General features: G+C 69.0%; 31 protein-coding genes and 1 pseudogene. 18 read left to right on the top strand and 14 right to left on the bottom strand.

The features are described 5' to 3' along the window. Positions 1 to 166 precede the first annotated feature (166 nt). The gene (gene yiaA / locus IE075_RS10795) at positions 167 to 601 is read left to right on the top strand and encodes an inner membrane protein YiaA (protein WP_189456685.1); all 435 of its coding nucleotides are present in this window, start codon (positions 167 to 169) and stop codon (positions 599 to 601) included. A 254-nt stretch (positions 602 to 855) separates the two neighbouring features. Here yiaA and IE075_RS16000 read toward each other — a convergent pair. Next, positions 856 to 990 (bottom strand): annotated as a pseudogene (locus IE075_RS16000) (histidine biosynthesis protein HisIE); the annotation flags it as partial. Between the two features lie 759 nt (positions 991 to 1,749). On the opposite strand from IE075_RS16000, the gene IE075_RS10805 reads away from it, so the two are divergent. Together IE075_RS10805 and IE075_RS10810 are read left to right on the top strand one after the other, a co-directional pair. Further along, positions 1,750 to 2,487 carry an energy transducer TonB gene (locus tag IE075_RS10805; protein WP_189456390.1) on the top strand — a complete coding sequence of 246 codons (738 nt, stop codon included), beginning with the start codon at positions 1,750 to 1,752 and terminating at the stop codon, positions 2,485 to 2,487. A gap of 256 nt (positions 2,488 to 2,743) precedes the next feature. After that, positions 2,744 to 3,472, top strand: a complete 729-nt coding sequence (locus IE075_RS10810) for a glycoside hydrolase family 16 protein (RefSeq protein WP_189456391.1) — start codon at positions 2,744 to 2,746, stop codon at positions 3,470 to 3,472. A gap of 15 nt (positions 3,473 to 3,487) precedes the next feature. Here IE075_RS10810 and IE075_RS10815 read toward each other — a convergent pair whose 3' ends face one another. Beyond that, positions 3,488 to 4,285, bottom strand: a complete 798-nt coding sequence (locus tag IE075_RS10815; protein ID WP_189456393.1) for an EAL domain-containing protein — start codon at positions 4,283 to 4,285, stop codon at positions 3,488 to 3,490. 355 nt (positions 4,286 to 4,640) lie between these two features. Between IE075_RS10815 and IE075_RS10820 the strand changes: the two genes are divergently transcribed. Beyond that, positions 4,641 to 5,495, top strand: coding sequence for an N-acyl homoserine lactonase family protein (locus IE075_RS10820; RefSeq protein ID WP_189456395.1), 855 nt, complete (start codon positions 4,641 to 4,643; stop codon positions 5,493 to 5,495). A gap of 226 nt (positions 5,496 to 5,721) precedes the next feature. Here the strand turns inward: IE075_RS10820 and IE075_RS10825 are convergent, their stop codons facing one another. Continuing rightward, the gene (locus IE075_RS10825) at positions 5,722 to 6,195 is read right to left on the bottom strand and encodes a hypothetical protein (RefSeq protein ID WP_189456397.1); all 474 of its coding nucleotides are present in this window, start codon (positions 6,193 to 6,195) and stop codon (positions 5,722 to 5,724) included. A gap of 524 nt (positions 6,196 to 6,719) precedes the next feature. Here IE075_RS10825 and IE075_RS10830 point away from each other — a divergent pair. Beyond that, a complete protein-coding gene (locus IE075_RS10830; protein ID WP_189456399.1) occupies positions 6,720 to 7,202 on the top strand; it encodes a YehS family protein in 483 nt (160 codons plus the stop codon). 84 nt (positions 7,203 to 7,286) lie between these two features. Here IE075_RS10830 and IE075_RS10835 read toward each other — a convergent pair whose 3' ends face one another. Then, positions 7,287 to 7,649, bottom strand: a complete 363-nt coding sequence (locus tag IE075_RS10835) for a DUF1428 domain-containing protein (protein WP_189456401.1) — start codon at positions 7,647 to 7,649, stop codon at positions 7,287 to 7,289. A gap of 216 nt (positions 7,650 to 7,865) precedes the next feature. On the opposite strand from IE075_RS10835, the gene IE075_RS10840 reads away from it, so the two are divergent. From IE075_RS10840 to IE075_RS10865, 6 genes are all read left to right on the top strand, one after another. After that, positions 7,866 to 8,321: a DMT family transporter gene (locus tag IE075_RS10840; protein ID WP_189456403.1), complete on the top strand. Its 456-nt coding sequence runs from the start codon at positions 7,866 to 7,868 to the stop codon at positions 8,319 to 8,321. An 18-nt stretch (positions 8,322 to 8,339) separates the two neighbouring features. Next, a complete protein-coding gene (locus IE075_RS10845; RefSeq protein ID WP_189456405.1) occupies positions 8,340 to 8,675 on the top strand; it encodes a hypothetical protein in 336 nt (111 codons plus the stop codon). Positions 8,676 to 8,873: 198 nt separating this feature from the next. Beyond that, complete coding sequence (locus tag IE075_RS10850; RefSeq protein ID WP_189456407.1) at positions 8,874 to 9,515, top strand: PH domain-containing protein; 642 nt, start codon at positions 8,874 to 8,876, stop codon at positions 9,513 to 9,515. A 55-nt stretch (positions 9,516 to 9,570) separates the two neighbouring features. After that, positions 9,571 to 10,047, top strand: a complete 477-nt coding sequence (locus tag IE075_RS10855; RefSeq protein WP_189456409.1) for a cupin domain-containing protein — start codon at positions 9,571 to 9,573, stop codon at positions 10,045 to 10,047. A gap of 132 nt (positions 10,048 to 10,179) precedes the next feature. Beyond that, positions 10,180 to 10,731, top strand: coding sequence for an energy transducer TonB (locus IE075_RS10860; RefSeq protein ID WP_189456411.1), 552 nt, complete (start codon positions 10,180 to 10,182; stop codon positions 10,729 to 10,731). Between the two features lie 122 nt (positions 10,732 to 10,853). Further along, on the top strand, positions 10,854 to 11,516 hold the full coding sequence (locus tag IE075_RS10865; protein ID WP_229792469.1) for an HPP family protein: 663 nt from the start codon (positions 10,854 to 10,856) through the stop codon (positions 11,514 to 11,516). A gap of 266 nt (positions 11,517 to 11,782) precedes the next feature. Here IE075_RS10865 and IE075_RS10870 read toward each other — a convergent pair whose 3' ends face one another. The 5 genes from IE075_RS10870 to msrB all read right to left on the bottom strand — a co-directional run bounded on the left by IE075_RS10870 (position 11,783) and on the right by msrB (position 15,950). Continuing rightward, positions 11,783 to 13,390 carry a hybrid sensor histidine kinase/response regulator gene (locus tag IE075_RS10870; protein WP_229792470.1) on the bottom strand — a complete coding sequence of 536 codons (1,608 nt, stop codon included), beginning with the start codon at positions 13,388 to 13,390 and terminating at the stop codon, positions 11,783 to 11,785. Then, positions 13,365 to 14,183 (bottom strand): alpha/beta fold hydrolase, encoded by an 819-nt coding sequence (locus IE075_RS10875; protein WP_189456416.1) that lies wholly within the window; start codon positions 14,181 to 14,183, stop codon positions 13,365 to 13,367. The genes IE075_RS10870 and IE075_RS10875 overlap by 26 nt, the downstream gene beginning before the upstream one ends. A gap of 131 nt (positions 14,184 to 14,314) precedes the next feature. After that, positions 14,315 to 14,533 (bottom strand): hypothetical protein, encoded by a 219-nt coding sequence (locus IE075_RS10880; RefSeq protein WP_189456418.1) that lies wholly within the window; start codon positions 14,531 to 14,533, stop codon positions 14,315 to 14,317. A 464-nt stretch (positions 14,534 to 14,997) separates the two neighbouring features. Further along, positions 14,998 to 15,504 carry a peptide-methionine (S)-S-oxide reductase MsrA gene (msrA, locus tag IE075_RS10885; RefSeq protein ID WP_189456420.1) on the bottom strand — a complete coding sequence of 169 codons (507 nt, stop codon included), beginning with the start codon at positions 15,502 to 15,504 and terminating at the stop codon, positions 14,998 to 15,000. Next, positions 15,501 to 15,950 (bottom strand): peptide-methionine (R)-S-oxide reductase MsrB, encoded by a 450-nt coding sequence (gene msrB, locus IE075_RS10890; RefSeq protein WP_189456422.1) that lies wholly within the window; start codon positions 15,948 to 15,950, stop codon positions 15,501 to 15,503. The genes msrA and msrB overlap by 4 nt, the downstream gene beginning before the upstream one ends. A 192-nt stretch (positions 15,951 to 16,142) precedes the next feature. On the opposite strand from msrB, the gene IE075_RS10895 reads away from it, so the two are divergent. Both IE075_RS10895 and IE075_RS10900 read left to right on the top strand, forming a co-directional pair. Then, positions 16,143 to 16,745, top strand: coding sequence for a hypothetical protein (locus tag IE075_RS10895; protein WP_189456424.1), 603 nt, complete (start codon positions 16,143 to 16,145; stop codon positions 16,743 to 16,745). A 20-nt stretch (positions 16,746 to 16,765) separates the two neighbouring features. Continuing rightward, positions 16,766 to 16,939, top strand: coding sequence for a hypothetical protein (locus IE075_RS10900; RefSeq protein WP_189456426.1), 174 nt, complete (start codon positions 16,766 to 16,768; stop codon positions 16,937 to 16,939). 48 nt (positions 16,940 to 16,987) lie between these two features. Here IE075_RS10900 and IE075_RS10905 read toward each other — a convergent pair whose 3' ends face one another. Next, on the bottom strand, positions 16,988 to 17,737 hold the full coding sequence (locus tag IE075_RS10905) for a MauE/DoxX family redox-associated membrane protein (protein WP_189456428.1): 750 nt from the start codon (positions 17,735 to 17,737) through the stop codon (positions 16,988 to 16,990). 62 nt (positions 17,738 to 17,799) lie between these two features. Between IE075_RS10905 and IE075_RS10910 the strand changes: the two genes are divergently transcribed. The 3 genes from IE075_RS10910 (at position 17,800) to IE075_RS10920 (ending at position 19,105) form a co-directional block, all read left to right on the top strand. Next, complete coding sequence (locus tag IE075_RS10910) at positions 17,800 to 18,216, top strand: MerR family transcriptional regulator (RefSeq protein WP_189456430.1); 417 nt, start codon at positions 17,800 to 17,802, stop codon at positions 18,214 to 18,216. A gap of 107 nt (positions 18,217 to 18,323) precedes the next feature. After that, positions 18,324 to 18,644, top strand: coding sequence for a hypothetical protein (locus IE075_RS10915; RefSeq protein ID WP_229792471.1), 321 nt, complete (start codon positions 18,324 to 18,326; stop codon positions 18,642 to 18,644). Between the two features lie 98 nt (positions 18,645 to 18,742). Next, positions 18,743 to 19,105: a hypothetical protein gene (locus tag IE075_RS10920; protein WP_189456434.1), complete on the top strand. Its 363-nt coding sequence runs from the start codon at positions 18,743 to 18,745 to the stop codon at positions 19,103 to 19,105. A gap of 226 nt (positions 19,106 to 19,331) precedes the next feature. On the opposite strand, the gene IE075_RS10925 is transcribed toward IE075_RS10920, so the two are convergent. Both IE075_RS10925 and IE075_RS10930 read right to left on the bottom strand, forming a co-directional pair. Further along, the gene (locus IE075_RS10925; protein WP_189456436.1) at positions 19,332 to 19,526 is read right to left on the bottom strand and encodes a hypothetical protein; all 195 of its coding nucleotides are present in this window, start codon (positions 19,524 to 19,526) and stop codon (positions 19,332 to 19,334) included. 134 nt (positions 19,527 to 19,660) lie between these two features. Then, positions 19,661 to 19,864 carry a hypothetical protein gene (locus tag IE075_RS10930; protein WP_189456438.1) on the bottom strand — a complete coding sequence of 68 codons (204 nt, stop codon included), beginning with the start codon at positions 19,862 to 19,864 and terminating at the stop codon, positions 19,661 to 19,663. Positions 19,865 to 20,088: 224 nt separating this feature from the next. On the opposite strand from IE075_RS10930, the gene IE075_RS10935 reads away from it, so the two are divergent. After that, a complete protein-coding gene (locus IE075_RS10935; protein ID WP_189456441.1) occupies positions 20,089 to 20,727 on the top strand; it encodes a hypothetical protein in 639 nt (212 codons plus the stop codon). A 241-nt stretch (positions 20,728 to 20,968) separates the two neighbouring features. After that, positions 20,969 to 22,582, top strand: a complete 1,614-nt coding sequence (locus IE075_RS10940) for a PAS domain-containing sensor histidine kinase (protein WP_189456443.1) — start codon at positions 20,969 to 20,971, stop codon at positions 22,580 to 22,582. Between the two features lie 7 nt (positions 22,583 to 22,589). Here the strand turns inward: IE075_RS10940 and IE075_RS10945 are convergent, their stop codons facing one another. Together IE075_RS10945 and IE075_RS16005 are read right to left on the bottom strand one after the other, a co-directional pair. Further along, complete coding sequence (locus IE075_RS10945; protein ID WP_189456444.1) at positions 22,590 to 23,852, bottom strand: mechanosensitive ion channel family protein; 1,263 nt, start codon at positions 23,850 to 23,852, stop codon at positions 22,590 to 22,592. Positions 23,853 to 24,039: 187 nt separating this feature from the next. Next, positions 24,040 to 24,537, bottom strand: coding sequence for a LysM peptidoglycan-binding domain-containing protein (locus tag IE075_RS16005; protein ID WP_189456446.1), 498 nt, complete (start codon positions 24,535 to 24,537; stop codon positions 24,040 to 24,042). Positions 24,538 to 24,600 lie beyond the last annotated feature (63 nt).

The following is a 24,600-nucleotide window of genomic DNA, read 5'->3' on the forward strand; positions in this document are numbered from 1 at the left end:
CCGACCGCGACGTGTCGCGCGAACGTCGAAATTCGCGCAGCGCTGCGGGTGGGGCCGGCGGCCTGATTTATAGTCGCCGCGTTGCGCCATCCGCGGGGAGCGGGTGCCCGGCACGGACATCCGGAGCGCAACAGGGCCTTCCAACCAAGCAAAGGGGAATTGCGTGATTCACCGTCAGATCCAGCGCCCGACGGGCGCGTTTATTGGGGCATCGTGGTTGGCACTGGCGGCGGGCGTGATCGCCTTCGTCGTCGGACTGTGGAACGCGTCGATGGCGCTCAACGAGAAGGGCTATTACTTCACGGTGTTGATGTACGGCCTGTTCTCGGCCGTGTCGTTGCAGAAGTCCGTGCGCGACCGTCTCGAAGGCGTGCCCGTGACCGGCCTGTACTACGGCCTGTGCTGGGTGTCGCTGGGGCTGTGCGTGATGCTGCTTGCGATCGGGCTGTGGAACGCGACGCTGGCACTGAGCGAGAAGGGCTTCTACGCGATGGCGTTCCTGCTCGCGCTGTTCGGATCGGTGGCCGTGCAGAAGAACGTGCGCGATCTCGCGCTGCTCGGCGATTCGCACGACGCTCGCGAGCCCGTCGCGGAAAGCTGATCTTCGACTGCAGTGGAGCGCTGCGTGGGCGCTTCGCTGCGTCGGCCCCGGTCTCGGCCGATCGAGCGATCGAGCGATCGAGTGGGCCGAGCTGCGCGGGCAATGGGCGGACGGGCGACAGAGGCAGGCCGACGTCGATGCATCGGCCTGCTCTGGTCTTGCTCAAGGCGCGTCGTGCACTCGTCGGATGCCGAGCGAAGACCGCTTCGGCATCGTCACGACGCCCAACGCGTCATCGCGTGTTAGGCCGAGCGCTTCTTCGAGGCGGTCTTTTTCGACGCGCTCTTCTTTGAAACGCCCTTCTTCGCTGCGGTGCGCTTGGTCGCCGACTTCTTCGTCGCGGCGCCCGCGCCCTTTTTCGCAGCCGCGGACGTCGTGGACTTCTTCGCAGCGCGGCCTGTTCCGGTGGATGCGGATTTCTTCGCGGCGCGCTTGCTCGCCTTCTGTGGATTCGCGCGACGGCCGGGGACGCTGTCCTCGTCATCGAGCAGCTCGCGGCAGGCCTGCGTGCTCTCCTGGTCGATGCGGCGCAGCTCCTGCTGCATTTCATCGAGCGCCTCGTCGAGCAAGCGCTCCTTCGCAGCGGTGCGCTCGTTCGCAACGCCGCTCGCGCCGACGCGGCCGGCGCCGCTGCGCGCAAGGCGCTTGTCCTGGCGCTGCAGCAGGTCGCGCTGCTTGTCGCGCAGGTCGCGCACCTGACGGATCGCGGTGGCGAGATCGCTGACTTCGCGCGGACCCTTCGCGGTCAGCAGTCGAAGCTCACGGGCGTTGAACAGGGCGGACTGGCTCTTGGTGAGACGCATGGAGCATCCTCGTTGTGCGGCGGAGTTGGCAGTGTAGAAAGCGCCGCGTGGTGATGCCGCGTTCAACGGCTCCGCGTCGGCGCATTTGGCTCGATGACTCGGGCCGGGCCGCGCCTCCTTGCTGCTTGGACGGCTGTGGTGGCGCCGCTAGGCTCGGCGTGGCCTCACTAGCGTCGCGTGCGGCGCAGAACCATTCGAAGCAGCGTCGGTGACTCGGCTCGACACACATCGACGCAGAGCCGCCGCTGCATCCATGCTGCTGCCTCCATGAGGACGTCGCACGCGCCCGTGCGGCGCTAGACCCGCCGTTCTATGCTTGCCGCATCGACACGAAAGGACGCACGCATGACACGGATCTTGAAGTTCACCGGCGCACTTTCGTGCACGCTGGCCCTGTCGGGTGCGTGGGCCGCGCCGAAGGACCAGGACGACGTGCTGCTGTGGGTGGCGGCCGAAGTGGAGATCTCGCCCGAGGGCACGATCACCGCGCTGCAGTGGAAGGACACGCGCAAGGCAATGAAGACCATCACCGAGCGCATCGAGCCGGCCGTGCGCGCATGGCGGTTCGAACCGGGCACGGTCGATGGCGTGCCGCAGCCGACGGTCACTCATCTGAGCCTGCGTCTTCGGGCGGTGACAAACGGCGACACCGTGGCGATCCATGTCGATCACGCATCGACCGGCGCGAAGTCGTCGCTGCTGGCGCATCCGCGGTATCCCGTGTCCGCCGCACGCGCGAACGCCGATGCCGTGCTCGTCGCCAATGTGGCGGTGTCGGCAGACGGGGCGACGACCGTGGAGTCGATCGACTTCCGCGGCAATCGCCCCGCGTACCGCAGGCAGTTCGTGGAGGCCACGCAGGACGCGATCGCGAAGTGGTCGTTCGTGCCCGAGCGCGTCGGCGGCCGCCCGCTTGCCACGCGCATGCAGATCCCGGTGACGTTCTGCATCACCACCATAGACTGCGAGCACAAGTACCCCGCGCCGGACGGCGAAAGCCCCCGCGTTGGTCCGCCGGGTCAGCCCGTCGCTCTCGAGAGTGCGGTGCGCTTGATCGATGCCGTGGCGGGGCGCGCGCTCTAGCGTGACATCGGCTTGAGCAAGTCCGGGCGCGTCGAGCGCGGCGGACTGCTTAGCGCCGGACGGTTGTAGATGACATGCGCCGGACACGGCATGGACGCGTCCGTGCGCGCGAGCTCATCTGAAAGCGTGTCCGGGTCACCGTTCGATAAAGCGGGCCTGACCGCGCGTGGGTGCAGTCGCGTTTCTGCGATTCATTCAACAGGGCGCTTCGCTTGCGGCGCGGATACTCGCCAGACCGATGTTCAGGTCCGCCGACATGCTCCGTCTTCTCACGTTCGCCCTGCTCACCGCCGGCATGGTCCAACCGCTCGCCGCCAAGACCTTGCAGTTCGCCGGCCACACCTGGACGGTGCGTGACGCCGTGTCGGCCGCGCCCGGCCCGAACCGCTGGGCGCCCGAAAACGCTTGGGTCGACACGCTCGGCCGCCTGCACCTGCGGATCAGCCGCGGCGCGGACGGCATCTGGCGCTGCGCGGAAGTGAAGCTCGACACGCCGCTCGGCTTCGGCACCTACGAGTTCAAGGTCGACGGGCGCGTCGACCGGTTCGACCGCAACGTGGTCTTCGGCATGTTCCAGTACCCCGACCCGGCGACCGGCCCGGACTTCACGCACGAGATCGACATCGAGTTCTCGCGCTGGGGCAGTGACACGCCATACCCCGCCTACTGGACCGTGTACCCGACGACGACCGCGGTGAGTGAGACCTCGCACGCGTTCGCGCCGGTGCTCGAGGGCGATTACTCGACGCATCGCTTCCACCGCTCACGCGATGCGGTGCGCTTCCAGATGCTGCACGGTCACCAGGACGGCGATGCGCACCAGGCCCACGCCTGGACGTTCGCGCCGAAGGATGCGAAGCGGCGCATCTCGCAGGCCGCGCAGCCGGTCTACATCAATCTGTGGCTGTTCCGCGGCATGGCGCCGAGCGACGACCTCGAGGTGGAAGTCGTCGTCAGCGACTTCCGCTTCATCCCCGCGCGCTGAGCGCGTCGGGCAGGCTCAGCTTTCGGCGTCGATTGCGTCCCACAGCGCGGGCGCCACGGTCGGCAGCGCTTCCAGCTCGGGCCGGGCGAACAGATAGCCCTGGAACAGGCCGATGCCCATGCCGCGCAGGTAGCGGTATTCCTCCGCGGTTTCGACGCCTTCGGCGAGCACGCGGCAGCCGAGCGCGGCGCAGGTCGACACGATGCCGGCGACGATCGCCTGCCGCGCACGGTGCTGATCGATGTTGCGGATCAGGCCCATGTCGAGCTTGACGATGTCGGGCTGGAATTCGGCGAGCAGCGTGAGGCCGGCATAGCCGCTGCCGAAGTCGTCGATCGCGGTCAAAAAGCCGCGCTGCTGATAGTCGCGGATGATGCCGACCACATGCGCTGAATCCTGCACGCGCTCGGACTCGGTCGCTTCGAAGATGAGCTTGGCCGGGTCGAAGTCGAAACGCCGCGCCGCCTCCAGCGTGAGGCGAATGCACGTGGCCGGGTGATACACCGCGTTCGGGATGAAGTTGATCGACAGCCGCGCCTGCATGCCGAGGCGCGCAGCGGTCTCGATCGCCTTGACCCGGCAGGTCTGGTCGAAGCGGTACATCTGCGTCTCGTCGACACGCGCGATGACCGCGCCGGCCCCTTCGCCGTTCGCGCCGCGCACGAGCGCTTCGTAGGCGAAGACCTCGCGGGCCACGGCATCGACGATCGGCTGGAATGCCATGCGGACTTCGAAGTCCAGCAGGTTTTCCGCGCCGCAGCCGCCGCAGGGGTGGGGGTGTGATGCGCCGTCGAAGAACGACTTCAGGTACATGCGGAGCCTCCGCGGACGGATGGGGTGCAGCGGTCGAGTTCGGCCTGCGGCACGCATGGTGCGAGGCGCATGTTGCTGCAAGCGCTGCATGTGCGCGGTCGTCGATCACCCGGATCAAACGCCCCGAGCGCGGCAGGGGCGAGGGTAGTGCACCCCGGGCACGACGGAAACGGTGTCGCGCCGGTTCCGGGATGCCGCCCACACCTGGAGCGTGTTGGCCCGCAGTCGGGCACTGCATTCGCCCGCGCCGGTACATGACGGCGGGACCACAACGGCGCATCGTGCAGGCTGTATCCGCGGCGTGCGCGCTGAGCGCGCGGTCCGGTCCTGTTTCCACCACCTGTCAGGAGCATCCATGTCGATCCCCCAATCCGTTGAGCGCACGTTGCGTGCGGCGGTGCTCGTTGCATGCGCCGGCGCCGCCTTGTCCGCCCACGCCGCTGACGCCGCCAACGTCGCGCTTGCGCGGCTCGATTGCGGCAGCCAGCCCGAGCCCGTCAGTGTCGCCTCGTTCTCCGACACGATGGAGCACCCTGACCTCAAGCTGCCGCTGACTTACAGCTGCTACCTCGTGCGCCACGGGGACCGTTACCTGCTCTGGGATGCGGGCAACGCACTCGACGGCTCGGCGCGGGCGCCGAAGGTCTCGCTGGTGGATCAGCTGGCACGCATCGGGGTGAAGCCGGGCGACGTGGATTACGTCGGGGTCAGCCACCACCACGCCGATCACACCGGCCAGCTCGCGTCGTTCCCCGGCGCGACGCTCGTGATCGGACAGGGCGACTGGGACGTGATGCGCGCGAGCGATCCGCCGGCCGGCATGGACGCGAAGGACTTCGCCGCGCGCCGAGCCCCGTTCAAGCCGTGGATCTCGGGCGGCAAGGTCGAGACGCTGACGCGCGACCGGCATGACGTGTTCGGCGACGGTCGGGTGTTGATGATCAACCTGCCCGGACACACGCCGGGTCACCACGGCCTGCTCGTGAAGCTCGACAAGAAGGGCAGCGTGCTGCTGACCGGCGACGTGACGCACTTCCACGAGAACTACGCATCGAACGGCGTGCCGACGTGGAACACGAACCGCGCCGATTCGCTCGCCTCGCTCGATCGCTTCAAGAAGCTCGAGGCGAATCTTGATGCGACGGTGATCATCCAGCACGACCCGCGCGACGTCGAAAAACTGCCGGTATTTCCGGAGTTTGCCGAGTAACCCGCACGGAGTGACGGTCAGGCGGCCGATCGCACGGAGCGCGCGATGTGCGACGCAGGCCGCCCCACGTGGCTGAAGCGCGGGACGCTGCGCTCAAGCGCCGGATGAGGACGAGGGCTGCGGCAGCGGTGGAATTGATGCGGGGCTGTACCGCCGGGCCGGCGTGCGATCGAGCGCCGGCCCGTGGTGCCGCGGCACCCGACGCGCGGTCGCGTGTCGCCGCGCCTCAGAACGCGTCGGTCGTGCCGGAGAGTTCCTTTTCCATCTCATCGGCAGATTGCGCGGCGATATCGAGCGCCGATTCGAGCTGCATCGCGTCGACGTTGTCGGGCAGCTTGATCACGAACACCAGCGTATCGCCGTGCAGCTCCCAGGCGCCGAGCTTATTGCTGCGGTTGTCGGCGAGCAGCGTGAGGGCCTTCCCGCCGTCGATGCCGTCGCGGTCCGCGCGCGCGGCGGGCGAGAACACCTCGCGCACGATGAAACCACCGACCTTTTCGGTGCTGCCCGACACGAACACGAGCTGCGTCCGCCCTTCCTTCTCGTATCGGTAGACGAGCTTGTAGTCGCCGTCCTCGTCGGCCTCGTACTGCAGCCCGCGCGCCTTGAGCCGCGTTTCGATCGAGGCGTCGGCGTGGGCCGGCGGCACGACCGCGCCGGCAAGGCAGAACAGGAGGGCGGCGACGGTGGTGGGGCGCATGGGCAACTCGCGATCAGGAGTGAGGGCATTGTCGGGCAATGCTCGAGCCAGCGGGCGCGCCGGTGGATCGCGGCGTCGAACGTCGACTGACGTGGATGCGAGCGCGCCGGACCGCGACGGAAGGCGGACGCTGCCGCGCCGCGGTGGCCCGAACGCGCGAGCTGTGCCCGGAGTCGCACCGCGCGTTGAACGGCCCGCCGCGGCGGCGCCTGCACCCCGGCCGCGCGTGCGATGCTGCGCGCCATCCGCGGATCCGCCGCGGGAACCGGAGTGCGTCATGAGCAAGGGCCTGGACCGTAAGAAAGAGCAGAAGAAAAAACCCGCCAAGACGCCGCAGGAAAAGCGTGCGGCCAAGAGCGAGAAGAAGGCGACGCGCACGGCCAACTGAGCAGGGCGGGGGCGAACGCTCCGCCGAACGGGTGACTCCGGCCGGGCTGCGGCCCAGGTGGAGGCGCCGCGGCGGCCGGCCGACGCGGCCGGGCGAACGCATCGGTCGACGCCCGATCCCGCATACCGGAATTTCCATGATTGCCAACGACGTGCTGCGCAGCGTGCGCTACATGCTCGATCTCAGCGATGCGAAAGTCGCCGAGATCATCCGCCTTGCCGACCCGGCCGCGGCGGTCGAAAAAACCGACGTGCAGGCGTGGCTGCGCAAGGACGAGGACGAAGGCCATCTCGCCTGCAGCGACCTCGTGCTCGCGCAGTTCCTCGACGGGCTCGTGATCCACTGCCGCGGCCGCAACGACGCACTGCCGCCCCGGCCGCCCGAGAAGCGCGTGACGAACAACGTCGTGCTCAAGAAGCTTCGCGTTGCGTTCGAGATGAAGGATGTCGACGTGCAGCAGGCGTTCGCGGCTGCCGGGCGGCCGTTGTCGAAACCCGAACTGAGCGCGCTGTTCCGCCAGCCGGGACACGCGAACTACCGCCCCTGCGGCGACCAGCTGCTGCGTTACTTCCTGCGCGGCCTCACGCGCCACGCGCGCGGCGGGCCGGCGCCGGAGTGATGCGCGCGCGGTAGCTTCACGCGCCCGCAAAGAAGACCGCATCGCGCGCCGGCCGCAGCGGCTCTTCGGCGTGCGGCGCGGCGCCTACTTGAGCTCGATCGCGCTGACGATCGGCTTGAAGCCGCCCCAGAACATGCGCTTGCCGTCGAACGGCATGCCCTGCGGCCCCGGCTGCAATTCGGGGTCGCCCATCAGGCGCTCCCAACCTGCATCGCGCGTGGCCTTGTCGGGCCAGAGCATGAACGAGAACACCACGTTCTCGCCGTCCTCGGCCTGCACCGCGCGGAAGAAATCGGTGGTGTGGCCGTGCTCGAGCCCGTCGCCGAGCGCCTCGACGGTGCCAAGCGCGCCGAGCGCCTGCGCCTTGCGCGCGAACAGCTCGGCCATCGCGGTGTAATCCGACAAGCGAGCCTCGTTGAGCGGCAGCACGAATCCATCGACGTACATGGGCGGGTCCTTTTCGTCCGGGCGGGGCAGGGTCGCAAAGTTGCGTGCGCGCGCGTCGACCTTTCGTCGGACGATGCGCGCGGCGGGTCGGCAGTGTTTCAGCCCTGACACGCATGCACGCGTCTACCGCCCCTCATGCGGCCGTGCGCGCCGGTCCGCACAATGGGCGCCGCGGCGGCCACGCACCGTCGCGCGCCGCCCATGCCCGGAACCGCCATGCCCCAGACCCCGTCCCTCACGCTGCCGATCCTGCTCGTCGTGCTGGCCGGCGCGATGATCGCGCTCCAGGCGCCGACGAACACGATGCTCTCGCGCGCAGGCGGCTCGCCGGTGCTCGCGGCGTTGATCTCGTTCGCGGTCGGCACGGCTGCGCTCGGCGTCGCGTGGCTGGCCAGTGGGCACCGGACGGGACTGGCGCCGTTCGGCGCGCTGCCGTGGTACGCGTGGATCGGCGGCGTGTACGGGGCGGTCTACGTTGCAATCGCGGCCTACGCCGCGCCGCGGCTCGGCCTCGCGGCGCTGATCACGGTCGGCATTGGCGGACAGATCCTGATGGCGCTGTGGATGGACCACGTCGGTGCGCTCGGCCTGCCGAAAACGCCAGTGAGCCTGACGCGCGTGATCGGTGCGGCGCTCGTCGTCACCGGCGTCGTGCTCGTGCGCAAAGGCTGAGCGAGCGAGAATCCGCCCATGCTCCTCGTGCCCATCGGCAGCGCCGGCCGGCTGCTCACCTTCGACGTCATCGACCGCCGCGACTGCGGCACCTGCGGCGAACCGCGCGATTTCCAGCTGCGCCTGCGCTACGAATGGGGCTCGCTGTTCTGGTGGCCGATCTGCCTGACCGAGCGCCAGTACCAGCTCGTGTGCCCGGTGTGCGAGCACGGCTGGGTCCTCGATCGCCGCGCCGGCGAGGCGATGCTCGGCGGCGATCCGATCCCGTGGCGGCATCGCAACGGCTGGATGGTGCTCGCGGGCGTGGTGCTGGTGTTAGGCACCGCGCTCGCACGCAGCCGCGGGCTGTTGTGACCCGGAGAACGGCGGCTCCACCACCCGGGCAATCGATATTCGACGATGCGCACACCGGCCGCACTGGGCGGTCGACCGCGTCCATCGCGCGCGGCCGTCGGTTCGCGAACGCGCGCGCATGACGCCCGGGCCTTGTCGCGCCGCGGATGCGCTGCTACACCGGCAGCGGCACTCCGCCATCCCAAGGATTGATCGCCCATGTTTGGAAAACTCGCTTCCGATGCGCTTGGCCTCAGCGACATCGGGGTCATCGTCACGCCCGCCGATTACGCGAAGGTCGATGCCGACGACTACCTGTTCCACGAAGACGGCGAGCGCATCTTCTTCCTGATCAAGTCGAAGAAGGACGAGTACTGCTTCACGAACCTCGCGCTGATCCATGTCGACGGCGAGTCCGCGGTGTCGAGCAAGCGCAGCATCAAGCGCTACGACTATGCGAACCAGCGCATCGGCGAGGTGCTGATCGAAACGGCTGGCACGATGGATCGCGACGTGGAACTCAAGTTCCGCATCGGCGATGCAGGCTTCAGCATCGACGTCAAAAAGCAGTTCCTCGAGCAGGTCAAGGACATCTACAAGGCGCTGATCGCGATCGGCCGCCAGCAGGTGCGCGACATGGGCGCGCGCGAGAACGCGGTGCGCACGCTCGACGCGCTCGGCGGGATGTTCAAGCTCGGCAACGTGGCGGACGAGAAGGCCGTCGTCGCGCATTACGACGCGATCCTCGAGGCGCTCAACCACGCCACGCAGGCGCGCCATCACACGCACGATTTCGCGAACGTGTTCGAGCGCTACATCCACAACGGCGCGCCGCTGCGCGAGGCAGCAAACGCGGGCTGATGATCGTCAACGGCGCGTCCGGCGATCGACGCCGGACGCAACCCGGAGCACGCGCATGACCGATTCTTTCCCCATCGCGCTCGCCACCGCTGACGTGCCGCCGCGTGCGACCCCGTCGCTGTACCCCGAGCCGTTTGCGTCGCTGATGCACGGCCGCGAAAAACGCGTGCTCGGCGACCGCTTCGGGTTGCAGGCGTTCGGCGTGAACCTCACGCGGCTCGAGCCCGGCGCGCGGTCGGCGCTGCGGCACGCGCACTCGGCGCAGGACGAGTTCGTCTACATCGTCGAGGGCCACCCGACGCTGCACACCGACGCCGGGCCAACCCCTCTGGCGCCGGGCATGTGTGCGGGCTTCCGGGCCGGCTCGGGCGATGCGCACTGCCTCGTCAACGACACCGCCACGGCGGTGCTGTACCTGGAAGTCGGTGATCGCAGCGCCGGCGACCGAGTGCAGTACCCCGACGATGACCTGGCCGCGCATTACGAGCACGGCGCGTGGCGGTTCACGCATAAGGACGGCGCGCCCTACTGACGGCCGCGACGTTTGCAGACCGGCGCCGGTGCAGGCACGGGCGCGCCGTCACCTTGCCGGAGCTGTGGGCCGCCGAGCTTCATGCCGCATGATGCGCATCCACATGTTGAATGCGTTGATCCGGGAGTTTCGATGTCGATGAGGCATGCGCCTGCGTTCCTGCTCCTGATCGCAGCACTGGCGCCCGGGCTTTCTGTTCGCGCGCAGGAATCGGAGTATCCGCAGCACATGCGCGAAGTGCTCGAAGAGCACATGCGCAATGCCGAGCGGCACCAGGGGCACCCGGGCAAGTTCGCGATGTACCGCCGCTATGTGGAGCTCGACTTCGGCGAGGGCGCGTTCGCCCGCGAATGGACCCGTCGCCACGGCAAGCGCATCGCGGCGCCGCGGCCGCCGTTGCGAGCCGCCGGCGACGGCGACCCGGTCAGCGTGAACCAACCCGCGCCTGCCTATCCGCCCGCGCTTGCCCGCAGCGGGGCGGGCGGCACGGTCGTGCTCGTCCTCAGCGTCGACGCCGAGGGTGCCGTCACGCAGGTCGACGTCGAGACGTCGTCGGGGCATGCGGGGCTCGATGCGATCGCGCAGGCCACCGCGTACTGGTGGCAATTCAGGCCGGCGTACGAACACGGCAACGCGGTGCGGAGCCGTGTCCGCGTGCCGGTGGATTTCGTGCCGCCGCGCTGAAACCGCGCCGCCCGACGCGGGCAGTCCATGCCGAGATTGCATCCGCCGCGCCCGTGCCGCGGCGGCTTGACCGCGCCGACGCGACCGCCTTTCATGGCGGCCCCTCCGCACCGGCGCATCCCGTGGTCCCCTCGCGTCTGTTCCTGTTGTTCCGGCCGATCCTCGCCGGGGCGAATGCGCGCGACCGCCTCGTCGCCTGCCTCGGTGCGCTGTTCGGCATCGCGCTGACCGCAGCGGTCACGTCGGCGACGCCGGGCCTCGTGCTCGCCGTGCCGATGGGCGCGACGGCCGTGCTGCTGTTCGCCGTGCCGTCGAGCCCGCTCGCGCAGCCGTGGCCGGTGATCGGGGGCAATACGGTGTCGGCGGTGGTCGGGCTGCTTGTCGGCGCGCTGGTGCCCGATGAGCGACTCGCGGCGGGCGCAGCGGTCGCGTGCGCGATCGCCGTGATGTCGCTGCTGCGCTGCCTGCACCCGCCCGGCGGCGCAGTGGCGCTGCTCGTCGCCACCGGCGGCGCCGCGGCGTCCGGGCTGTGGTTTCCTGCGGTCGTGGCGGCGAACTGCCTCGTGCTCGTCGGCGCGGGCTGGCTGTTTCACCGCGTGTCCGGCCACTCCTACCCGCATCGGGCCGCGCTGGCCGCCGCGCCGGAACCGTTCGGCGTAACGGCCGACGACATCGACCGCGCACTCGAAGACGTGGACGAGGCGTTTGACATCAGCCGCGCCGACCTCGTCGCGCTGCTCGAGCGCGCGGAGGCGCACGCTGCGCAACGGCGTCGGTTGATGTGATCCCGATGGTCCGCATCCACGCCTGCGGTGCGATCGGCAAGAGTGCCGCTGACGACTGACGACTGACGACTGACGACTGACGGGTGACGGGTGACGGCTAAGGGCTAAGGGCTAAGGGCTAACGGCTAAGGGCTGGCCGCCGAGCACCGCCGATTGCGAAGGGCGCCGCTTGAACGCTCACGTGCGGCGACGGCGCAGTGTCCACGCGGCCGCGAGGTGCCTGACCCCCGGGCCGGAACGCATCCCGCCGCAGACGCCCGGCGGCTCTACGCAATCAGGCCCTCACGCGCGACCGAGCGGGCACGCCCGGCCTCGTCGACCAGCCGGATCAGCGCCTCTGCATCGGCCGGCTTGACGAGGTGGTGCGCAAACCCGGCGGCTTTCGACAGGACCAGATCGTGGGCCTGGCCATACCCGGTCAGTGCGATCAGCAGCGGCGCCGGTTCCGGCGAGCGTTCGCGGATGCGCGCCGCAAGCTCGTAGCCCGTCATGTCGGGCAGGCCGATATCGAGGATGCAGACCGACGGCGCATAGCCGCCGTCGCGGAACCGGTCGATCGCGTCCTGGGCGAAGAACGCCGTGTCCACGCAGTGCCCGGCGAGGCGCAGCACGTCCGCCAGCAGGTGGGCCGCGTCGTGGTTGTCGTCGACGATGAGCACGTGCGCCGGCGCGCCTCCAGGTGTCGAGCCGAGCACGTGGCGATCGCCGGTGTCGTCCAGCTGGCGCGTCAGCGGAAAGCGCAAGGTGAAGCGGCAGCCGCGGTGCGCGCCGTCGCTGTGCGCCTCGACCGTGCCGCTGTGCAGAGCGACCAGGCTGCGCACGAGCGCGAGCCCGATTCCCAGCCCGCCCTGGGCGCGGTCGGGCGTGCGTTCGGCCTGCGAGAACAGGTCGAACACGTGCGGAAGCAGGGTCGGCTCGATGCCGATCCCTGTGTCGATCACGTCGAGCCGCGCGCGGTCGCCCTCGGTCGTCAGGCTCACCTGCACGCGCCCGCCCTGCGGCGTGTACTTCGCGGCGTTGTTGAGCAGGTTCACGACGATCTGCACGAGCCGGGTCCGGTCGCCTTCCACGACGTGGCCCGGCTGCGCGTGCACGGTCAAGGTGTGGCCGCGTGCGTCGAGCAGCGGGCGCGCCTGTTCGACCGCCGCGGTCACCACGCGCGTGAGCTCCACCGGCTCGAGGTCGAGCTGGATCAGACCACGCGTGACGCGCGAGACATCTAGCAGATCGTCCACGAGGTGAGTGAGGTGATTGATCTGGCGTTCGATCACTTCGCCGACCTGATGCACGCGCTGGGGATCGTGCGACACCGCCTTCAGCAGCTGCGCGGACATGGCGATTGGCGCGAGTGGGTTGCGCAGCTCGTGCGCGAGCATCGCGAGAAACTCGTCCTTGCGCCGGTCGGTTTCGCGCAGCTCGCTCTGGATCGCCCGCTGGCGTTCGGCAAGCTCCTCGGCGTGGCGTCGCGAGCGCATGAGTTCGCGCTCGTACGCATGGCGCTCCTTCGCAACGAACACCGCGATCGTGTGCACGACCGCGTCGCCGCGCCCGTGTCGCGCGGCGTTCACCATGATCGGGATCGTGCCGCCGTCGGCGACCTGCAGGTCCAGCTTCACTTCCGACACCGAGCCCTGCATCTGCAGCAGCGGGCCGAAATGGGTCTGGTGGAAGATCCGGCCGCCGACCGTGAGCAGGTCCTGGAACCGGCGGCGCCCTACCAGCTCGTTCTCGCTCATGCCGACCCAGCGGCAGAAGGTGCCGTTGGCGCGATGGATCAGGCCGTCATGCCCGGTGCGCAGCAGGCCGCAGGGCGCATCGTCGTACGGTGCGTCGCCGGGTGCGTCGACGTCATGCGCAGACACGGGATTCCGCATGCGATGCGAGGAATTCGTCCATCGCCGCCATGCTTTCGCACGGAGCGCTCAGGTGGGGGCAGTGGCCGACGTTATTGATCACGCGCAGCGTGCCGCGCGGCAGCGACCGGGCCAGGAACTCCCCGACCGACCGCGGCGCGATGAGGTCGTCGCTGCATTGCAGGACAAGCGTGGGCACTTGCAGCTGCGCGACGTCCGCGCGGTTGTCCGACAGGAACGTGACGCGCGCGAAGTGCTTGGCGATATCGGGATCGGTGCGACAGAAGCTGTTCGTCAGTTCGGTCGCCAGATGCGGCTGGTCCGGCGCACCCATGATGACCGGGGCCATCGTGCTGGACCATCCGAGGTAATTGCTGTCGAGCGTGTCGAGCAGCGAGTCGATGTCGCTGCGGGTGAAGCCACCGACGTAGTCGCCGTCGTTGACGTAACACGGCGACGGCCCGAGCCAGATCTGCGATTCGAACAACTCCGGCGCGCGCACACCGGCCAGCAGCCCGATCATGGCGCTGACCGAATGGCCGACGAACACCACCGGGCCGCCGCCGATCGCATGCAGGATCTCGATCAAATCGTCAGCGTGGCCCTCGAGGCGGCCGTGGCGCGTCAGGTCGTAGGCAGCGAGGTCGGATTGCCCGTTGCCGGCGAGGTCGTAGCACACGACGCGCGCGCGTTCGGCATAACGAGGTGCGACGAGCCGCCACATCGACTGGTCACATCCAAAGCCATGACCGAAGACATACGTTGGTTGCCCGTCCCCTCGGGACGTCACGTTGAAACGCTTGAGTGTGTCCATCGATCCTCGAACTGCGGTCGGCCAAAAGCCAAGCCCGGGCAGCCCGATATTGCAGCGGCCGGCGCGTTAAGAGCGGGTTAAATCCGACCGAAGTATAGGGCGGCGCACCAGGCGCCGCCCCGGACTTTGGATCAAGCGCGCGTTCGCGTCGGCACGGCCACCGGGCGCGGCACGTCGGTCGTGGTTTCGTCGATGCGCGTCAGCACGCGTGTGGTGCCGATGCGCTCGATCCGGCCGCCCTCGCGCCGGAACTCGGCAAGGTGGTCGGCGATGCGCTCACTGGTCAGCTCACGGGACAGATCCGGCGCACGACGCGCGCGCGGGGCAGGTGGGCGGGGGCTCAGACTCATGCAGGACTCCTGTCGATGCGATCGCGCAGCGGCGCGATCGAGGCGACCGGCCGTTAAATCGGCCAGTCGAACGGGGCGGCCCGCAGGGGCCGCGCGGAGCGTGGGCAGGGTACCGCCGCGGCGGCGGTTGGCATGGGCGATCACGCCCAGGGCTCGGGACCTGCAGGCCACGCGGGCTCCCGGCCACCGCGCGTGCGATCGAATGCGGGAGCGGCCGGGTGATGCCGCGACATGCGCGGCGACGCCATGGGCGTTCGGAAGGCGCGGCTATTTTACCAAAGGCGCACTGACCGCCCTTTCACTCGATACACGGAGGACGCAGGCGCCGATCATGGCTGCGCTCGAACCACTGGAGAGACCGCGCCGCTCCGGCGCTCGATGCGCCCGTGACAGGCCGAACCCGCGCGCAGTTGACCCGCGGATTCATGGTCCGCGGATTCGAGCGCGCGCTGTTGCAGCTGCGATCAATCGGCCTGGCGTTTCGGCAACACCCAGCCGGGGCGCACGAAGTGGCAGGTGTAGCCATTCGGAATGCGCTCGAGGTAATCCTGGTGCTCGGGCTCGGCTTCCCAGAACTCGCCCACCGGCGCGAGCTCCGTCACCACTTTTCCGGGCCACAGGCCCGAGGCTTCGACATCGGCAATCGTGTCTTCGGCAATGCGCTTTTGCTCGTCGTTTGCGAAGTAGATCGCCGAGCGGTACGACAGGCCGCGGTCGTTGCCTTGGCGATTCGGCGTCGTCGGGTCGTGGATCTGGAAGAAGAACTCGAGCAGCGTGCGATAGCTGATCTTCTCGGGGTCGAAGACGATCTCGATCGCTTCGGCATGCGTGCCGTGGTTGCGGTAGGTCGCATTCGGCACGTCGCCCCCGCTGTAGCCCACGCGCGTGGACACCACGCCGTCCATCTTCCGGATCAGGTCCTGCATGCCCCAGAAGCAGCCGCCGGCGAGCACTGCGCGTTCGGTGCTCATTTCACGTCCTCCACCTGGTCGAGATAGGCGCCGTAGCCCTGCGCCTCCATATCGTTGCGGTGGACGAAGCGAAGCGATGCGGAGTTGATGCAGTAGCGCAGGCCGCCGCGATCGCGCGGGCCGTCGGGGAAGACATGGCCGAGGTGGCTGTCGCCGTGCGCCGAGCGCACTTCGATGCGACGCATGCCGTACGTCGTGTCGTTGAGCTCTTTCACGTGCGCGGGTTCGATCGGCTTAGTGAAGCTCGGCCAGCCACAACCCGATTCGTACTTGTCGCTCGATGCGAACAGCGGCTCGCCCGACACGATGTCGACGTAGATGCCGGGCTGCTTGTTGTGCAGGTGCTCGCCGCTGCCGGGCGCTTCGGTGCCGCTTTCCTGCGTCACGTGGTACTGCTGCGGAGTGAGACGGGCGATCGCGTCCGCGCTCTTGCTGTAGGAAGTCATCGACGCCTCGGGCTGTGGCCGTGAGCCTGTTAGATAAGGCTGTTCGCGGTGAACTCAACGTCCACGGCGCAATGGGTCACCCCGACTTCGTCTCCGCTTCACACTGCGCACGTCGAGCGCTCACGCACCGGCGCGAAGGTGTGGCCTGGGGCGGGCCATGCACGGCCGGTCCACGAGACAGGAGACAAGACCATGACGAGCGGTTTCGGATGGGCGGGTGACTGGCGCAGCAGCGGCTGGCGCAAGTTGATGTGGGGCGGTGCGGCGGCGTTTCTCGCGTGGCCGCTGATTGCGATGCAGTTCGGCGTGCCCGGCGTGAACTGGACCGCGAGCGATTTCATCGTGATGGGCGTGTTGCTCGGCGCGGCCGGCGGCGCGGTGGAGCTGGGTGCGCGGATGTCGCCGCACCCGGCCTATCGCGCAGGCGCCGCGGTCGCAATCGGCGGTGCGTTTCTGATTGTGTGGATCAACCTCGCAGTCGGTGCGATTGGCAGCGAGGACAACCCCGCGAACCTGATGTACGCGGGCGTTCTGTTGACCGGCCTCGTCGGTGCCGCACTCGCGCGTTTGCGCGCGCGCGGCCTCGTGCGCACGCTGTTGGCGATGGCGGCCGTGCAGGTGCTGGTGCCGTTCGTCGCGGTGATGCGCGGCCTCGTCGAGCCCGCCACGTCGCTGACGGAACTCGCCGGCGTCACGCTGTTCTTTCTGGCCCCGTGGCTGCTGTCTGCGGCGCTGTTCGCGCTCGCGGCACGCGCCGAGGCCGCGCCGCGCGGCGTCCAGGGCTCCGGCGGATAACGGCGCGGATGGGAGCGTCGATGAAAAGACAACGTGCGGTGGCCACCGCGCTGTTCGTCCTGGGAGCGGCGCTGATGGCGATGATGATCGTCGTCGAGAGCGAGCCCGGCGCGATCCCGCTGCTGCTCGTGATCGTCGGCGGCGGGTGGTGGCTCGTGTTGCGTCGGCGCATGCGCGCTCGGCGCGGTCCATGACGCCGCCGACGCCGCGGGACACACCCGCGTGCGTCGCGGTGGCCTGCGTTACACGGCGCGCGCGGCCATCCACAGCGCCATGCCGACCATCATCAGGTTCTCGGTGAGCGACACTGGCCCGAGCGGCACGCGGCTGTCGCCGCCAACGCAGGCGCACTTGATCTCGCGCTTGTCGATGTAGACCGCCTTGAACACCGACGCCGCGCCGATGCCGCCGATGAACAGCGCGATCGGGATCGACAGCGCGTGCAGTGCGCCGGCCACCATGAGCACGCCCGCTGCGCCCTCGAGGAACGGATACAGGTAGGCATACGGCAGCCAGCGTTTTGCAAGCAGGTCGTAGCCGAGGAACATGCTCGAGAAGCGTTCCACGTCCTGCAGCTTGAGCAAGGCGAGCACGCACATCGATAGGCCGATAAACCACTCGACCGCGCGCACCGTGAACGGCGTTTCGAACACGGCTTGGCTCACCGCGCCGGCCATGAGGGCGGTCATCGCAAACACCGCGATCACGGGCAGGTAGCTCGTCGCCTTCGGGTCGCGCACGCGCAGGCCGAAATGGCGTCGAAGATCGTCGTAGCCTCCGATGCGCGCACCCTCGATGAACACCTGCGGCGTCGTGGCCACCCCATGCTCGGCCTTGAACGCATCGGTCTGCTCGCGCGTGGTGAGCCAGCGGTCTTCGACTGTATAGCCACGACGGCGCAGCAGCGCGAGCGCCTTGAGCCCGAATGGGCAGACGTGCTTGGGCATGACCATGCGGTGGAGCGTGGCGCGGCGGTCGGCCGAGGCGTTCATGGCAGGACTCCTGAAGGCAGTGCATGCAGGCTACAGTCCGTACCTGAGTACGGAGTCAAGCGATGGGTGAACTGACGATCGCGGGGCTGGCGCGGACAGGCGGCGTCGGCGTGGAAACGGTGCGGTATTACCAGCGTCGCGGCCTGCTTGCTGTGCCCGCGCGCGGCGCCGGGCGTGCGCCGGCCACGCGCCGCTACGGCGAGGACGACGTCCGCCGTCTGCGCTTTATCCGCGCCGCCCAGGCGGCCGGCTTCACGCTGGAGCAGATCGATGCGCTGATGCAGCTCGACCGGGCCGAGGACCGCGCGCCCGCGCATGCGCTGGCTGTCGAACGCATCGCCGCGCTCGACGCGAAGATCGCCGAGCTCACGCGCGCCCGTGACGGCCTGCAGCGGCTGGCGCGCCGGTGCACCGGCGAAGGCGCGGGGCCGTGTCCGATCCTCTCGGCGTTCGAGCCCGAGTCGTCGGCGCCACCGTGAAGCGCCGACACGCCGCGGCCACTCAAGCGTATCGAGCCCGCCCATCACGGCCGCCTAATTCGATCCGCGGCACGGTAAGGCCTCCCCGCACGGACCTGCCGATGTCGATGTCCGACCCCCGTGAACTCGCCGAACGCGCACGCATTGTCGACCTGCGCCTCGAGCAGTGGTACCAGGCGCGACGGCTTCAACTGCCGCTCGAAGTGCAGTCCGAATTCACTGCGATGGCGTTCGAGGCGATCGCACGTGATCCGGCGAGCGATCCGAACGCCGTGATGGACACGCTGATCGTCGAACTCGACGAGCGGCTGGGGCACATCGCCTCCTCGGAGGGCCGGTCCGCCACCGGCCGTCGCCGTGCGCGGCCCTCGCTGATGGACCGCTTGCGTCGCCCGTTCCGCGGGTCGGACGCACCTCCGCCACGCTGATATTCGAGCGGCTGGCTCGACCTTCGCACGACCTTTACGGCGGGTCGCGATCCTTACGCTCGCGTGCATCGAGCGCGCGAACCATTCAAGGACCCGCCATGAACATCCGTCCCGTATTGCTCGCCCTCGCGCTGGGTCTGACGCTCGGCGCCTGCAACAACGCAGGCAACGACGCCGCGGCCGAAGCCGCAGAAGCCGCAGGCGAGGCGCAGGAAGCCGCAAGCAGCGCCGCCGCCACGGGCGATGCCGCTGCCGCGGACACCGCCCAAGCTGCCGCGGAGGCCGCCGCTGCCGCCGCCGATGCTGCCGCCCAGACCCAGGCGTCCGCTGGCGTCGACGGTCTGCCGCGCGACGACCTCGGCGACGCCGCCGAGCAGGCCGCCGAAGCCGCCGAAGAGGCGAAGGACGCCGCGCAGGAAGCCAACGACGCGGCGCACGAGGAGCCGGCGCCGGTGCAGTAAGCAAAACACGCGGCTGCACGACGCGAAAAGCCGCCGGGTGACCGGCGGCTTTTTTCTATTTCGTTCGTCCGGGGTGCGCCGGCAACGATCTTGTTTAGCGGCCGCGCCGAGATTGACTGGCGAGATCGCGTGTCGATTACGATCGACGGGCATCAACCGGGCCGCTCACGATTAACTCATGACCGCGCGGACGCGTTGCTTCAACGCGGCGCGCACGAGCCCGCGATCAGCGTCGCCCGTCGCCGCGCTTGGACCCCGGCGCACGGTAGCCACCGCGATGCATGCGATCGTCGCGATTGCCCGCGCGGCTGGCGGAGTTGAGGACGCTGTCGAGCAGGCCCTTCGGGCCGCCGTGCTTGGCGAGTGCCTTGGTCACCGCGTAACCAACGGCAAGTTTGACGAGTTTGCGCATCAGGGGCATGGGTCACCTGGGGATGGGGCAGTCCGACGGACCGGCCCGTTGGAGTGTGCGCGCGGGCCGGTGTAGGCGCGCTTCATGCACCAAGCAGAGTGCGGCGGCCACGCCGCGACTGGGCGGCGTGGCGCGGTCGCCTGTTACTGCTTGTTGCGGCTGAAGCCGGCGCCCTGCCCGTGCATCGCGGTCGGCTGGCCTTCGCTCTTCGCGCCTTCGGACTGGTCGCTGAAGTTGTCCTTGTACGCCTTCTGCGCGTCCCGCTGCGTCTGCGTGTTGATGCGGCCCTGGTTAACGGCCTGGCTCAGCTGCGGATTGTTCGGGTCGAGGTTCTTCTTCTTGCTCATGACGATCTCCTGTTGCATGGCCACCGGTGGCGGCGGCACGGGACCAGCCTCCCGCATCGAGCGTTAGCGCAGGGCGAGCGGCGCGTCAGCGCGGCGTACCGAGCGAGTCGCGAGACGGCGGTCCTACGGCTCAACGAAGGCGCGCGACGAGACACCCTTTGGCGCCAGGTCGGCCTCGTCGACGATGCTGGCCTGCCTCGACCAGGGCCAACAGGGAGCGCCACATGTCCGCCGTCGCAACCATCCGGCTCAACCGCATGGAGCTCAAGCTTGCGGACACCGACGATCCGGTGGCACAGAAAACGAGCTGGGATCCAACCAAGCCCGGCGGCGCGAACTTCAAGACGCACGAGCTGGTCGCGACGCCGGGCGCGCTGTGCGTTAAGCACTCGGCCGGCGGCATGGCGTTCGCAGGTGCGTTCGCGGGCTTCGGCGCGCTGTTCGTGCTGATCGGCCTGTCGATCCTGTTTCTCGACGGGCAGTTCGGCGGCCTGCTGTTCGCCGCGGTCGGCAGCCTGTTCGTCTTTGCCGGCCTCTTCCTGCTCAAGCGCGAGGCGCCGCTGACGTTCGACCTCCGCGCCGGCGTGTACTTTCGCGGCAAGACGCACCGAAGCCGTGGCGGGCCGCGCGACGTGCAGGGCCCGCTGGCGTCGATCCATGCGCTGCAGGTGCTGCAGGAGCGCATTCGTTCGAGTTCGAGCAGTGGCGGCGCGGGGAGCTTCACGAGTCACGAGCTCAACCTCGTATTCGCCGACGGATCGCGCGTGAACGTGCTCGATCACGGCCACGGCGATGCGGTGCTCGACGCGGCCAAGCAACTCGGATCAGCGCTCGACGTGCCGATCTGGCAGGCAAGTTATTGAGCCACGTCGACCCCGTCGATGATGCGTCGGCATCGAACGGGCCGGATCGACATCGACGCACGTGTGTCGGGGATGCCTTGTAAGCGGCGGAACAGCCCTTTTTTCCGGAAGGCCGGGCGCAAACGCGGGCCCGCGGCGTGCATGTTTCAAAGAGTGGACATGCGCAACGCGGGCATCGGCCCGCGATCGGCGGTACGCTCGAGCACCATGAGCGCCATCACTGCGGCGCGAAGGAGCCGCGATGAGCACGGCCGCGTTGTTCGACGTGACCACCGCGATGAGCGCACGCATGCAGTCGCATTCCTGGGAAACGACGCCGATCGCCCGGCCCGGTGCTCGCTCTTTGGCGGTTCGCAGCGCGGTGCCGGGAGTGCTCGCCCCGCGTGAGCCGCGTTCGATCTCGTGGGGGCCGTCGTTGTGCCTGCTCTACAACGACGCCTGCGCGGACATGATGGACGGCGGCCATCCGGCGGCGCTCGATCGGCCGCTGCCACAGGTCGGGCCCGAGTCCTGGGACAACGTGCGCCCGGACGCGGCGTCCGCACTCACGGGTCGACCCGCGTTCCGCGGGTTCATGCCGCTGCGGCGCGAAACCCACGGCGCCGCGACGCAGCACTGCCACACGATCGCGTGCTCGCCGCTGCATGACGGCGACGGCGGCATCAGCGGCATGCAGTGCCTGACCGTGAACACGACCGAGCGCGTGATCGCCGAACTCATGCACCGGCGCGAGCTGGATTCGCTGCGCCAGCTCTTCGACGAAGCGCCCGGTTTCATGGCGGTGCTGCGTGGGCCGGATTACGTGTACGAGCTTGCGAATCGCGCATACGAATCGCTCGTGGGGCGCGGCGGGCTTGTGGGCCGCTCGCTGCGCCGCGCGCTGCCGCGCATCGACGGCCGGCGCTACCTCGAGTTGCTCGACCAGGTTCGTACGACGGGCCGCGCGTTCGTCGGACGCGCGATGCCGGCGCAGGTTATCGACGCGAACGGGGCAGTCGCCGAGCGCTATGTCGACCTGGTGTTCCAGCCGATCGTCGACGGGACGAGTGGCGAGGTCGCGCGCATCTTCGTGCAGGGCGCCGACGTCACCGAGCGCGAGCGTGCGGTGCACGCATTGCAGGAGGAGGCGCGCGAGAAGGACCGCTTCCTCGCGATGCTGGCGCACGAATTGCGCAACCCGCTCGCGCCGATCGCGCACGCCGCGGCGGTGCTGCGCGCCGGCGGTGGAGACGGCGAGCGCGGTCGCCAGCTGGGCGACGTGATTCATCGCCAAACCGCCCAGCTCGCGCGCATCGTCGACGACCTCGTCGATGTCGCGCGTGCCAGCCGCGGCAGCCTGCAGCTCGTCTGCGCGAAGCTCGACCTGCGCGCGGTGGTGCAGGGGGCGATCGAAGAGATCGCGCCGCTCATCGAACGCAAGCGGCACCGCCTCGACACCCACCTGCCTGCTTCTGTCGTGCCGGTATGGGGCGATGCCGCGCGGCTCACGCAGGTCATCGCGAACCTGCTTGCAAACGCGGCGCGTTACACGGCCGAGGGCGGCGCGCTCTCGGTGTCGCTCGATACGGTCGACGGGCACGCGGTGCTCGCGGTGCGCGACGACGGCATCGGCATCGACCCGGCGATGCTCCCGCGCGTGTTCGAACTGTTCGCCCAGGCCGACACCGCGCCGACGCACCGCGAAGGCGGGCTCGGCGTCGGGCTTGCGCTCGTGCGCCACCTCGTGGAGCTGCACCGCGGCCGCGTGACGGCCGCGAGCGACGGCTTGGGCCGCGGCGCGTGCTTCACCGTGCAGGTGCCCGTGCACGTGGTTGAGGTCGACACCGCCATGCCGGCCGCGCAGCCGGTCGCATGACGCGCGCTCAGGCCTCGCCGACGCGCGCCCCGCGGCCTTCGAGGAACGCGGCCACGTCCGCACCACCGGGCTGCTGGTACAGGCGGAGATCAAACGCGGGCAGCACCGCGAGCAGGTGATCGAAGATGTCGGCCTGCGTGGCCTCGAAGTCGGCCAGGCCGGTGTCGACCGTGAAGCAGTACACCTCGAGCGGCAGCCCGGTCGGGCCCGGTTCGAGCTGCCGCATCATGCACATCAGGTCGTGGTCGACGCGCGGATGCGCGCGCAAATACGCGCAGGCGTACGCGCGGAACGTGCCGAGGTTGGTCACGCGGCGCGTGTTGACCGGGTGCCGGCCGGCCGCCTCGAGGCGCTCATTGTGCTCGGCGAGTTCCTCGCACTTGCGCTCGAGGTAGTCGTCGATGAGCGAGATAGCGCGCAGCGCGTCGCGCTCGGACGCGTCGAGAAACCGCACCGAACTCTGGTCGATCAGCAGCGCACGCTTGATGCGCCGCGCCCCCGATTCCTGCATGCCGCGCCAGTTACGGAAACTCTCGCTCATCAGGCGGTAGGTCGGGATCGTCGTGATCGTCTTGTCCCAGTTCTGCACCTTGACCGTGTTGAGCGCCATGTCGATGACGTGGCCGTTCGCGTCGAGCGCGGGCATCTCGATCCAATCGCCGACGCGCACCATGTCGTTCGTGCTGAGCTGGATGCTTGCCACGAGCGAGAGGATCGAGTCCTTGAACACGAGCAGCAGCACCGCGCTCAGTGCGCCGAAGCCCGACAGCAGCAGCCACGGGGAGCGGTCCACGAGCGTGGCGACGGCCACGACGGCGGCGATCGCGAACACGACGATCTTCGCCATCTGCACGTAGCCCTTAATGGGCCGTTCGTGCGCGCGGTCGCGCGTGCGCAGGTACCAGTCGTTGACGGCGTCGAGCAGGTGGCTCAGCGCGAGCGCGATGGCCACCGCCAGAAACGCGAGTGCGACGTTGCCGACGACGACGCGCACTTCAGGCGCGAGATCGGGCATGTATTGCACGCTTGCCCAGACGACCACGGCGGGCACGATGTTCGCGAGCCGTCGCAGCACGCCGTGATCGTGCAGCGCTTCCCGGCCGCCGCCCGTGAGCCGTTGCAGCACGCGGCCGAGCACACGCAGCAGCACGTGGCGCATCAGCCAGTTGGTGGCCCACGCCACGAGCGCGAGCACGACGAGCGCGACCGCCGCGTGTGCATAGGGCCGGCCGTCGAACGGCACGAGCCTGTCGATCGACGCGCTCAGCATGCGGGCGACGTTAGCAACGGCGGTGTGCGCCGCATGTCATGCGGCGCTCAAGCGCGAGCGTGTAGCGGGTGACTGAGCAGACCAAAGGTGGCCTCACGTTGCGTGCGCCACGCGTGTCGACATGACGCTGCAGCGGCACCGCAGGACGGTGCCGCTGCAGCATCTATCCGAGTCAGACAAGCTTGGATCAGTGCAGCTTTGGGGCATTCGGTAGCACGAGCACCTGGCCGGGGTGAATCATGTCCGGGTCCTCGATCTGATCGCGGTTGGCATCGAAGATCGCATGCCAGCGGTCCGCGCGGCCATACACCTGCTGCGCGATCTTCGACAGCGAATCGCCCTTCTGCACAGTGTAGGTGCGCTGCCTCAGCGCTCCAGTCGTCGGCGGCTGCGTGCCGGTCGTCGTGTTGTGGGTCGCGCCTTGCGTCGCGCCGCCGGCCAACGTGCCAGACGCCGCGCTCCGGGTGACCGGCGTGGACGTTGCGCCGTTTGCACGTGGCGCCGCCGTCGGCCCCGAATCGGGGCGCGCGGTCTGCACCTGCGGCGCGGGACGCGCAGCCGTCGTCTGAGTGGGCTGCGGGGTTGCGGCCGGAGTCTTCGGCTTGCTCACGTCGCCGCGCTCGAGGAACTTGGCGAACGCGCGTTTGATCGGGTTGGAACGTTCATCGTCGGGCGTGCGGCTCATTGCAGGGTTTCCATTGGGGTGCGCGTCGACGTTGGCAGCGCCGGTGTTAGCGATGCATCGGGG

The organism is Cognatilysobacter bugurensis (genome assembly GCF_014652095.1).
In the GTDB taxonomy this organism is placed as follows: domain Bacteria; phylum Pseudomonadota; class Gammaproteobacteria; order Xanthomonadales; family Xanthomonadaceae; genus Cognatilysobacter; species Cognatilysobacter bugurensis.

Excerpts from the sequence above, each read along its gene's own strand:
- IE075_RS10920 (WP_189456434.1), top strand. The coding sequence starts at position 18,743 with ATGAACATCCGTCCCGTATTGCTCGCCCTCGCGCTGGGTCTGACGCTC.
- IE075_RS10895 (WP_189456424.1), top strand. The coding sequence starts at position 16,143 with ATGACGAGCGGTTTCGGATGGGCGGGTGACTGGCGCAGCAGCGGCTGG.
- IE075_RS10900 (WP_189456426.1), top strand. The coding sequence starts at position 16,766 with ATGAAAAGACAACGTGCGGTGGCCACCGCGCTGTTCGTCCTGGGAGCG.
- msrA (WP_189456420.1), bottom strand. The coding sequence starts at position 15,504 with ATGAGCACCGAACGCGCAGTGCTCGCCGGCGGCTGCTTCTGGGGCATG.
- IE075_RS10830 (WP_189456399.1), top strand. The coding sequence starts at position 6,720 with ATGATTGCCAACGACGTGCTGCGCAGCGTGCGCTACATGCTCGATCTC.
- IE075_RS10935 (WP_189456441.1), top strand. The coding sequence starts at position 20,089 with ATGTCCGCCGTCGCAACCATCCGGCTCAACCGCATGGAGCTCAAGCTT.
- msrB (WP_189456422.1), bottom strand. The coding sequence starts at position 15,950 with ATGACTTCCTACAGCAAGAGCGCGGACGCGATCGCCCGTCTCACTCCG.
- IE075_RS10875 (WP_189456416.1), bottom strand. The coding sequence starts at position 14,183 with ATGGACACACTCAAGCGTTTCAACGTGACGTCCCGAGGGGACGGGCAA.
- IE075_RS10915 (WP_229792471.1), top strand. The coding sequence starts at position 18,324 with ATGTCCGACCCCCGTGAACTCGCCGAACGCGCACGCATTGTCGACCTG.
- IE075_RS10930 (WP_189456438.1), bottom strand. The coding sequence starts at position 19,864 with ATGAGCAAGAAGAAGAACCTCGACCCGAACAATCCGCAGCTGAGCCAG.
- IE075_RS10945 (WP_189456444.1), bottom strand. The coding sequence starts at position 23,852 with ATGCTGAGCGCGTCGATCGACAGGCTCGTGCCGTTCGACGGCCGGCCC.
- IE075_RS10940 (WP_189456443.1), top strand. The coding sequence starts at position 20,969 with ATGAGCACGGCCGCGTTGTTCGACGTGACCACCGCGATGAGCGCACGC.
- IE075_RS10855 (WP_189456409.1), top strand. The coding sequence starts at position 9,571 with ATGACCGATTCTTTCCCCATCGCGCTCGCCACCGCTGACGTGCCGCCG.
- IE075_RS16005 (WP_189456446.1), bottom strand. The coding sequence starts at position 24,537 with ATGAGCCGCACGCCCGACGATGAACGTTCCAACCCGATCAAACGCGCG.
- IE075_RS10815 (WP_189456393.1), bottom strand. The coding sequence starts at position 4,285 with ATGTACCTGAAGTCGTTCTTCGACGGCGCATCACACCCCCACCCCTGC.
- IE075_RS10870 (WP_229792470.1), bottom strand. The coding sequence starts at position 13,390 with ATGCGGAATCCCGTGTCTGCGCATGACGTCGACGCACCCGGCGACGCA.
- IE075_RS10905 (WP_189456428.1), bottom strand. The coding sequence starts at position 17,737 with ATGAACGCCTCGGCCGACCGCCGCGCCACGCTCCACCGCATGGTCATG.
- IE075_RS10825 (WP_189456397.1), bottom strand. The coding sequence starts at position 6,195 with ATGCGCCCCACCACCGTCGCCGCCCTCCTGTTCTGCCTTGCCGGCGCG.
- IE075_RS10860 (WP_189456411.1), top strand. The coding sequence starts at position 10,180 with ATGTCGATGAGGCATGCGCCTGCGTTCCTGCTCCTGATCGCAGCACTG.
- IE075_RS10805 (WP_189456390.1), top strand. The coding sequence starts at position 1,750 with ATGACACGGATCTTGAAGTTCACCGGCGCACTTTCGTGCACGCTGGCC.
- IE075_RS10925 (WP_189456436.1), bottom strand. The coding sequence starts at position 19,526 with ATGCCCCTGATGCGCAAACTCGTCAAACTTGCCGTTGGTTACGCGGTG.
- IE075_RS10850 (WP_189456407.1), top strand. The coding sequence starts at position 8,874 with ATGTTTGGAAAACTCGCTTCCGATGCGCTTGGCCTCAGCGACATCGGG.
- IE075_RS10910 (WP_189456430.1), top strand. The coding sequence starts at position 17,800 with ATGGGTGAACTGACGATCGCGGGGCTGGCGCGGACAGGCGGCGTCGGC.
- IE075_RS10820 (WP_189456395.1), top strand. The coding sequence starts at position 4,641 with ATGTCGATCCCCCAATCCGTTGAGCGCACGTTGCGTGCGGCGGTGCTC.
- IE075_RS10880 (WP_189456418.1), bottom strand. The coding sequence starts at position 14,533 with ATGAGTCTGAGCCCCCGCCCACCTGCCCCGCGCGCGCGTCGTGCGCCG.
- IE075_RS10835 (WP_189456401.1), bottom strand. The coding sequence starts at position 7,649 with ATGTACGTCGATGGATTCGTGCTGCCGCTCAACGAGGCTCGCTTGTCG.
- IE075_RS10840 (WP_189456403.1), top strand. The coding sequence starts at position 7,866 with ATGCCCCAGACCCCGTCCCTCACGCTGCCGATCCTGCTCGTCGTGCTG.
- IE075_RS10845 (WP_189456405.1), top strand. The coding sequence starts at position 8,340 with ATGCTCCTCGTGCCCATCGGCAGCGCCGGCCGGCTGCTCACCTTCGAC.
- IE075_RS10810 (WP_189456391.1), top strand. The coding sequence starts at position 2,744 with ATGCTCCGTCTTCTCACGTTCGCCCTGCTCACCGCCGGCATGGTCCAA.